This is a genomic window from Humidesulfovibrio sp. (assembly GCF_035560995.1).
In the GTDB taxonomy this organism is placed as follows: Bacteria; Desulfobacterota; Desulfovibrionia; order Desulfovibrionales; family Desulfovibrionaceae; genus Humidesulfovibrio.
In genome coordinates this window covers 1-8,076 of record NZ_DATMYK010000168.1, presented here as the reverse complement: position 1 = coordinate 8,076, position 8,076 = coordinate 1, and the positions used below count along the sequence as shown (strand labels likewise).

At 62.5% G+C, this 8,076-nt stretch carries 7 protein-coding genes and 1 tRNA gene; 4 read left to right on the top strand and 4 right to left on the bottom strand.

All coding sequences use genetic code 11. The features are described from left to right. Nucleotides 1–159: 159 nt before the first annotated feature. Together VN419_RS06585 and nrfH are read right to left on the bottom strand one after the other, a co-directional pair. Nucleotides 160–1,629, bottom strand: coding sequence for an ammonia-forming cytochrome c nitrite reductase subunit c552 (locus VN419_RS06585; RefSeq protein WP_325645717.1), 1,470 nt, complete (start codon nt 1,627–1,629; stop codon nt 160–162). A gap of 75 nt (nt 1,630–1,704) precedes the next feature. Next, nucleotides 1,705–2,166, bottom strand: coding sequence for a cytochrome c nitrite reductase small subunit (nrfH, locus tag VN419_RS06580; RefSeq protein ID WP_325645715.1), 462 nt, complete (start codon nt 2,164–2,166; stop codon nt 1,705–1,707). A 405-nt stretch (nt 2,167–2,571) separates the two neighbouring features. Between nrfH and VN419_RS06575 the strand changes: the two genes are divergently transcribed. Next, nucleotides 2,572–3,105, top strand: a complete 534-nt coding sequence (locus tag VN419_RS06575; protein WP_325645713.1) for an RHS repeat-associated core domain-containing protein — start codon at nt 2,572–2,574, stop codon at nt 3,103–3,105. 464 nt (nt 3,106–3,569) lie between these two features. On the opposite strand, the gene VN419_RS06570 is transcribed toward VN419_RS06575, so the two are convergent. Both VN419_RS06570 and VN419_RS06565 read right to left on the bottom strand, forming a co-directional pair. Next, nucleotides 3,570–4,727 carry a SufD family Fe-S cluster assembly protein gene (locus tag VN419_RS06570; RefSeq protein ID WP_325645711.1) on the bottom strand — a complete coding sequence of 386 codons (1,158 nt, stop codon included), beginning with the start codon at nt 4,725–4,727 and terminating at the stop codon, nt 3,570–3,572. Between the two features lie 16 nt (nt 4,728–4,743). Further along, nucleotides 4,744–5,544, bottom strand: coding sequence for an ABC transporter ATP-binding protein (locus tag VN419_RS06565; protein WP_325645708.1), 801 nt, complete (start codon nt 5,542–5,544; stop codon nt 4,744–4,746). 178 nt (nt 5,545–5,722) lie between these two features. Here VN419_RS06565 and VN419_RS06560 point away from each other — a divergent pair, with 178 nt between their 5' ends. The 3 genes from VN419_RS06560 to VN419_RS06550 all read left to right on the top strand — a co-directional run bounded on the left by VN419_RS06560 (nt 5,723) and on the right by VN419_RS06550 (nt 8,029). Continuing rightward, nucleotides 5,723–6,490: a Smr/MutS family protein gene (locus VN419_RS06560; protein WP_325645706.1), complete on the top strand. Its 768-nt coding sequence runs from the start codon at nt 5,723–5,725 to the stop codon at nt 6,488–6,490. A gap of 90 nt (nt 6,491–6,580) precedes the next feature. Beyond that, nucleotides 6,581–6,674, top strand: a tRNA-Ser gene (locus tag VN419_RS06555). A 173-nt stretch (nt 6,675–6,847) separates the two neighbouring features. Next, complete coding sequence (locus VN419_RS06550; protein ID WP_325645704.1) at nt 6,848–8,029, top strand: tyrosine-type recombinase/integrase; 1,182 nt, start codon at nt 6,848–6,850, stop codon at nt 8,027–8,029. Nucleotides 8,030–8,076: the final 47 nt, after the last annotated feature.

The window sequence follows — 8,076 nt, the reverse complement described above, 5'->3', positions numbered from 1 at the left end:
CTGCCCCTACCGATCAATTCCTGAACTCACCTTTCAAAACCGCCAGAAGCGCTCCACAAAAGGCTACAATATATGCAAAACAACATCACCGTCTAGAACAAAAAAGGCCCGCCGCTTGCGCGACGGGCCTTCGTTTAGCCTTGGTCTGAACGGGTCAGTCTAGAAGTGGTCCTGCACGCCGAAGGGGTCCTTGAACTCCACGGCCTTGTCCCACTTGATCTTCTTGTCGCCGCGGTTGTCGAGGTACTTGGCGATCTCAAGATCGATCTTCAGCGGCACGTCAACACCGGCCTTGGCCAGCGCCTGGCGCAGGTAGCCCTCGGCCTTGCTGGCGAAGGCAAGACTGTCGCCCAGCACGCGCATGGCTTCGGTGGGGTTGTGGAAGCCGATGGAGTTCTCCGCGCCGATGAACAGCGAGCGGTAGAAGGCTTCCTCGTAGTAGTCGCGCGCCTTGTCGTACAGCGCCTTGTCGATGACCTTGCCCTCGGCCTGGGCCTTGTGCGTGGTCTCAAACAGCTTGGCCAAGCCGGCGGTGGCGTTGCCAGCGCGGATCTGCAAGGAAACGGTGCGGTCCTGAATGGCCGTGACCTGCTCCTTGAGCCAAGCGGCCGTCTCGGTGTGGCACTGCATGCAGGCCTTCATGTCGTTCTTGAGCGGGCTCATCACGCGGTGGTCGCTGATCTTCTTCACGCCGACCTTGGTGTAGGGCATGTGGCAGTCCGCGCAGGAGGCTCCGGCCTTCCAGTGCACGCTGTTGTTGCTGAACAGCTCGAACTCAGGATGGCGGATGAAGCCCATCTTGAAGCCGGTGACGTTCTGCTTCCACTCGCGGTAGGAGTCGTCGGAGCGGATGACCTTGATGATGTTCTCGATGGTGATGGCGCCCCACTTGCTGCCCTGCCAGGGGAAGAACAGGCCGACGGACTTCATCTCCTTGTTCTTGGGGATGTTGTAGGTGACGTGGCACTGCGCGCACACGGCGGAGCGCTTTTCCTGGCGGGTGAGGTTCTTCTGGTCAACCTTCATGGCGTCGAGCGCCGCGCCCAGGGTGTAGCCGCGGGAGATCTTGAGGCCCATGTCCTTGTTGTCGTGGCAGTCGATGCAGGCCACGCCGAGTTCCCGGTTCTTCTCCGGGATCATGGCCAGAATTTCCTTGTAGGGCTTGGAGTAGTAGTCCTCGCCCAGCTGCTTCTGCAACTGCACGGAGTACGGCGTCTTGCAGGAGAGACACACACCGCCGGCCTTCAGGCGGCTGGCGTCGATCTCGAGCTGGTCGCGGATCATCTTGGAATGGCCGCGGGGTTCGTTGTACTCCACGCCGAAGCCCCAGCCGTTGAACAAGACGGCCATGTACGGATACTCGGCCAGTTTGTCGTAGGTCAGGTGGTCGGCGTCCATGCCGCGCTTGTACTTGCTCTTTCCGGCAGGCTCGGGATCGTTGGTCTTCTTCCAGGTCTCAAATTCTTCCGGGTAGGCCTTGCCCCACAGTTCGGGGTCGATCTCGCCGTCGGGGATCTGCACGGTCTTGACCATCTCCGGCTTGCTCGGCGCGCAGCCGTAGGGGATGATCAGGTACGCCAGGGCCAGGGCCACGCCGACGATGAACAGGGTTCTCTTTTTCTTCGCCATCACTTCCACCTCCGTAAAAAGCGTTGTTCCCCTGCAACGGAGAAATTTCTCGTTCGTGTCGCGCCGCGCTGCGGCCTAGTAGGTCTCAATGGCGCCGCTGCGCTTGTGCATGATGCGCCTATGGCAGTCCGTGCAGTTGCGCTCCTGGTTGATCATCTCCACCGTGGACTCGTGGCAGCGGATGCAGTTGGACTGCACCACCTTGCGGCCATGCTCGGTGATGCGGATGTCGTCCGGCACCTGCCCCGCGTGGAACAGCACCAGGTCCTTCATGCCGTCGATGGACTTCCAGGCATAGTGCGTGGCCACGTTGTCGTTGGGCAAGTGGCAGTCCACGCAGGCTTTCCTGCGGTGCGCCCCCTGGTGGAACCAGGCCTCGTAGTGCGACTCATGGATGTGGCAGGACGCGCAGAAATCCGGCGTCTCGCTCTTGGCCAACAGCTGGGGCGGCCCCAACATGACGAAGAGCGCCACCGCCAGGGCCACTGCGCCCCCAAGCAGAAGGTACTTCAGTCTTCCAGGTTTCTCATCACTCATCCACCCACCGCCTTCATGTGAGACGTGACGCCCGCCACCCCTGGCGGGCCAACACCGCATGGCCCCCGCGCAAACCACCCAAGCTGCGGGCACCATACAATTTTGTACTTACCCTATTCTCTGCCGAACGACTTGACTTAAGTCAAGCGGGCGAGGGCAAAATGGGTACACCGTAGGTTTTCCGCCCGGGGACACCCCTGCCGCCGCCATCTTCACTTTGCGGGTCCAGGGGGTGCATACCCCCTGGCGGGGTCAAGGGGCAGAGCCCCTTGCCAGGGCTGCCGCAAGTCAACCCGGCGCACGCCCGTTGGCGTAACCAACGGCAGCGCATCATACCTCATTGTTTCCGACCACCTGGGCACGCCGCTGGCCCTTGCGGGTTTGGACGGAAACGTTGTACAGGCGATGCGGTACGATGCCTTCGGGAATCTGCTGGAAACGCGCGGACACGCGGTGCGCCTGCCGCTGGGCTTCGCGGGCGGGCTGTACGACGCCGACACAGGCCTGACGCGCTTCGTCTGGCGCGACTACGACGCGGACACCGGCCGCTTCACCACGCTCGACCCCATGGGCGCAAAAGGCGGGGATTCTGACTGGTACGGCTACTGCGTTGATGATCCGGTCAACCGGGTGGATGCGTGGGGGTTGGATGATGAAGATGCAGGCGCGAAGGGCAAAAGGATTGTTGCGGAGGGCGCGAAGGGGGCGGCCACTGGGGCAATAGGTGGTGCCGCCGTCGGCTCTCCAACAGGGGTTGGCATACCTTTGGGCGCGCTTGTCGGCGGACTTATGGGCTTTCCCACTGGTTTGCTCAAAGGGACAGTGAAAGAAATCTGGCGTACAAATACTGACTCAAGCGGTTCAGGTGATTCGCCACCTCAAGAAGGGGAATCGCTGGAACAGCGTAAAGCGCTTGAAGAGTGGTGGCGCAGATTATAACAATGAGAACTGGCGGGGCGTTGAGGTTCCTCCATGCCCCGCAGCGTGCAAACATGGACAATGTACAGTGCCCTATATGTGGAACGTGGCATTCCAAAACTTGGAACAGGCATGGGCTCTTTCTCATTACCTTTGGGATTGGCATTTTTGGGGTGTCCCTGGTTACAGAAGAGTTGCTGGGCGCCCTGCTGACAGCTCTTCTTTTCTCGTCGCCTCTTATCGCGTTTGGGGTTCATTTTACTCGAAAAACACGCCAGTGCCCAACGTGTAACAAGGGAAGCAGCTAATTCGGACTCTGCCCAACGGGACTCCCTGGTCCTGTATGGGTCCGCTTCACCGCCCCCCCTTGGCGCAAAGAGCGGGGACGACGACTGGTATGGCGACTCGCGTCGATGAAAGCAAAGCGCCCCCGCCAGCCCTGAGAGGACCGGCGGGGGCGCGAAGCGTTTTGGGAAGCGCCTGCCCTACATGGCGTTGGCGTCGATGTGCTCCACCTGCTCCTGGATGGCCTTGGCCAGCGGGCCCTCAAGGCCCATGATGTCCACGTTCAGGAAGCCGCGCACGATGGTCGAGGTGGCTTCCGCCTCGTCCATGCCGCGCGCCATCAGGTACTCGATCTCGTCCTGGGCGATCTTGCCCACGGCGGCCTCGTGCGAGAGGTCCACTCCCTCCACCGTGGCGTCCAGTTCCGGCACGGCCAGCATCTGCCCGCCGCCCAGGATGAGGCCCTTGCACTCCAGGTGGCCCCGGCAGGGCACGGCGTTGCCCGCGATGTGCCCGCGCGCGATGTTCACGCCGCCGGTGGTGATGGCGCGGCTGATGATCTCGCAGCGCGTGTCCGGCGCGTTCATGATGACGCGGTTGCCGCAGTCGGCGTGGGAGCCTTCCGGCGTCACGATGACCGAGTTGAAGCGGGCGATGGCCCCGCGCCCGTTCAGGTGGATGGCCGGGTACATCTGCAACGTGCCCACCGGATTCAGCAGCACGTAGTTGCTTTGGAACACGCCGCCCTCCTCCACCACGCCGACGGAACGCGGACGCACCGAGGCGTTCTGGCCCCAGTTGTGGATCATGGTGAAGGTGAGCTTGCCGCCCTTTTTCACGTAATATTCGGTGATGCCCAGGTGCGCGGCGCTGGTGGTGCTGTGGGCCGTGGAACAGCCGGTGAGGATGTGCAGTTCGCTGCCTTCCTCCACCACCACGATGTTGTGCACGTTCTGCCCGGCCTTTTCGGCCTTCAAGAACAGGCACGACTGCACGGGCTTGGCGATCTTGGCGCCCGGTTTGGTGCGGATGAAGTAGCCGCCGTGGACGTTCTCGGCCACGTTCCGCGTGAACTCGTCCTTGTCGGCCGGGACGAGCTTCCAGGCGTATTCCGGCAGGCCGTCGTAGCGCTTCATGGCCGCCTTGATGTCCAGCAGCTCCAGGCCGGGATCGCGGCTCTCGCAGTGCACGGTGCTCTGGTCCATGTGCATGAACACGGCGCTGGCCGCGTCGGACTCCACGTCCACGCCCGCATACAGGATGCGGTTCTTGTCGCTTTCGTCCAGGGTGCGCAGGTCGGCGATCTCGCCGTGCTCGATGCCCTTGAAGGCGTAGTCGGTCAGTTTGACTTCTTTCATTCTCGTCTCCCAGGGCCTAGAGCGGGGTCAGCACGTTCAGGCCGCCATTCGGGGTAGGCTCGTTCAGGCACTTGATGCATTCCTGGTAGCCGTAGCTGCGGATGTGCTCCAGGATGTCGCGGGGGCGCGCCTCGCAGCACAGGTGGCCCTGGTAGAGCACCTGGCCGCGGTCGGCGTTGATGTAGTCCAGGATGTAGCCCGTGTGGGTGATGATGAGCCCGCTTGTGCGCACCTTGCACTTCAGCGGCTTGGCGCACATGCCCGGGGGCAGGTCCACCTCGCCGTCCAGCAGGCGGCGCACCACTTTGCCGATGAGCTGCATGTTCTCCAGGTCCACGCCGCTTTCCGGCTCGTCGAAGAGCACGAAGCTGGGCTTCTGGGCCATGAGCTGCAGCAGCTCCGAGCGCTTGATCTCGCCGCCGGAGAAGCCGGCGTTGATGTCGCGCTCCAGGAACTCCGTGAAGTTGACCTTGGCGGCCATGGCCTCGGGGTCGATCTCGCGGCCGCGCGCGCACATCTGCACCAGGTGGCGCGTCTTCAGGCCGTGGATGGTGGGCGGACGCTGGAAGCTCATGCCGATGCCCAGGCGCGCGCGCTCGTACATGGGCAGGTGGGTGATGTCGGTTCCGCGGAACAGGATGCGCCCGCCGGTGACGTTGTAGCCGGAGAAGCCCATGAGGGTCATGAGCAGCGACGTCTTGCCGGAGCCGTTGGGGCCGAAGAGGATGAAGGTCTCGCCCTCGCGGATGTGCAGATTGATGCCGCGCAGCACTTCCTTGTCGCCGATGCTGACGCGCAAATCCTCGATCTTGAGCATGAAGGCCTCGCTTTGCCCCGCCTGAATTTCGGCCCCCAGGCAGGGGGTCCGGCGGGCTTGAGAGCGGTTTCCTACCGAGTTTGGCGGTCGAAGTCCAGCCGGGCACGCCGTGGTGCCTGCTCCCGCGCTTTGCTCCGGCCGCGCTTTGGTGTAGGCTGGCAGCCATGCGAGGCACGCCATGACAAAGAAGCTCAACTCTCTGGATGCACTGAAAGAACTTAAGATGAAGGACGCCAAGCCCAGCCTGCTGCAGCAGGCCAAGGCCGCCCTGCGCGAAGGCAAGAAGGGCAAGGTGGCCCCGGGCAGGCCCCAGGCCGCCAAGGCCGTGGCCGTGCAGGATCCCGTGGAGGAAGGGGTGGACGAGTCCCTGTTCTTCCGGGCCATGCAGGGCGTGGAGCAGATCAGCGGCGCAGGCAGGCAGATTCAGCCCCCGCCGCCGCCCGCACAGGAGCCGGAGGACGATGGAAGCGACCCCGAGGCCAAGCTCATGCGCCAGGCCATGCAGGGCAACGTCGACTTCGAGCTGGAGCTTACGGACGAGTACATGCACGGCTTCGTGCGCGGGCTGGATTCCAAGATCTTCCAGCAGCTCAAGGCCGGGCGGCTTTCCGCGGAGGGGCACCTGGACCTGCACGGCCAGAACGCGGACCAGGCGCTGGATTCGCTGCTCTTCTTCATGCGCGAGAGCTACCTGGCCGGGCGGCGCATGGTGCTGGTCATCACCGGCCGGGGCAAAAACTCGCCAAAAGGCCTGAGCATCCTGCGCCAGGAGGTGCAGACCTGGCTGACGCGCGAGCCGCTCAGGCGCATCACCCTGGCCTTCTGCACGGCCCAGCCCCGGGACGGCGGCGCCGGGGCGCTGTACATCCTGCTGCGCAAGATGAAGAAGAGCCAGGGCAAGGTGGCCTGGGACAAGCAGATGAACTGGGAAGATCTGGAGCGCTGAGGCCGGGGCCCATCGCCCTCTTGCCAGCAGGCCTCCCACAATGTATACACGCCCTCTCGAAACGGCATCACGCCCGCCCTCATCACGCGCGGAGAGGTAGCGAAGTGGCCGTACCGCGCCCGACTCGAAATCGGGTTACGGACTAATAATCCGTACGTGGGTTCGAATCCCACCCTCTCCGCCAGTCAAAAATCCAGCCAAGTCCAAACAAGTCCGAAAAGTTAATAAAACCGCAGGAATCAGCCCAGATCAACGTCCAGGGCGGTCTACTCACGTCCATTGACAGCCACAATTTTCTTGGTATCACTCTTGGTATCACGGCCCCGTGATACCACCACAAGCCCGGAAGTGATACCAATGAAGCTGACAGACCCCGCCGTTAAGAACGCCGCTCCCAAAGAGAAGCAGTACACCCTTTACGACAGCGAAGGTTTGTTTCTGCTGGTAATGCCCAACGGCTCCAAGCTCTGGCGCTGGAAGTACCGCGTCGGTGGCGTCGAAAGGCGCACCTCACTTGGGGTATACCCGAAGGTATCACTCCGGGCCGCTCGGCTCGAACGCGACAGGCTTCAAACGGAGTTGAAAAAAGGCGTTGACCCTGCCGTTGAGAAGCAGGCTCTGAAGGCCGTCGAGCGGGCAACGGGTGAAACCTTCCAACTCATTGCCGAGGAGTGGCACAAGAAGTTCCGGCATACCTGGGCGGACAACACCGCGAAGACTGTCATAGAGCGCCTTCAGAAGGACATCTTCCCCTACATCGGGGCGCGCCCGATTCGCGAGATCACTCCGCCTGAACTCCTTGCGGTCATCCGCCGCATCGAGAGCCGTGGAGCAGTTGAAACCGCCCGCCGTGACCTGCAGAAATGCGGGGAGATATTCCGCTATGCCCTGGCAACCGGACGGGCAGAACGCGACATAGCCGCAGACCTGCGCGGCGCAATCGCCCCTCCCAAGAAGCGCCATTTCGCCAGCATCCACGAGCCAAAGGAGATAGGCGAGCTGCTGCGGGCCATTGACGGCTACCAAGGCTCCCCTGTGACCCGTTGCGCCTTGCAGCTCGCCCCCCTCACCTTCGTCCGCCCTGGCGAGCTCCGCCACGCCGAGTGGACCGAGATCGACCTTGAGGCCGAAGAGTGGCGCATCCCCGCCGCTCGCATGAAGATGCGCGAGAAGCATATAGTCCCCCTCTCACGGCAAGCGCTTGAAGTGCTCCATGAGCTACAGCCGCTCACAGGTGGCGGGCGCTATGTGTTCCCTGGAGCCAGGTCCGCTGACCGACCGATGAGCGAAAACGCCGTTCTCGCCGCTCTGCGCCGCATGGGTTACGAGAAGGGGGAAATGACGGGCCATGGCTTTAGAAGCATGGCGAGCACGATTCTGCATGAACAGGGCTGGCTTTCTGACGTTGTGGAGCGGCAGCTCGCACACGGAGACAGGAACAAAGTCCGCGCCAGCTATAACTTCGCCCAGCACCTTCCTGAGCGCCGCAAGATGATGCAGGCCTGGGCAGATTACCTTGAGGAGCTGCGCAGTCATTAGACTCAAAGCAATTGTTCATAGAGCAGTAAAATCAGTATGTCTATCAT

Bases quoted from the DNA above. Each gene is read 5' to 3' on its own strand.
- VN419_RS06585 (WP_325645717.1), bottom strand. From the start codon at position 1,629: ATGGCGAAGAAAAAGAGAACCCTGTTCATCGTCGGCGTGGCCCTGGCC.
- nrfH (WP_325645715.1), bottom strand. From the start codon at position 2,166: ATGAGTGATGAGAAACCTGGAAGACTGAAGTACCTTCTGCTTGGGGGC.
- VN419_RS06575 (WP_325645713.1), top strand. From the start codon at position 2,572: ATGCGGTACGATGCCTTCGGGAATCTGCTGGAAACGCGCGGACACGCG.
- VN419_RS06570 (WP_325645711.1), bottom strand. From the start codon at position 4,727: ATGAAAGAAGTCAAACTGACCGACTACGCCTTCAAGGGCATCGAGCAC.
- VN419_RS06565 (WP_325645708.1), bottom strand. From the start codon at position 5,544: ATGCTCAAGATCGAGGATTTGCGCGTCAGCATCGGCGACAAGGAAGTG.
- VN419_RS06560 (WP_325645706.1), top strand. From the start codon at position 5,723: ATGACAAAGAAGCTCAACTCTCTGGATGCACTGAAAGAACTTAAGATG.
- VN419_RS06550 (WP_325645704.1), top strand. From the start codon at position 6,848: ATGAAGCTGACAGACCCCGCCGTTAAGAACGCCGCTCCCAAAGAGAAG.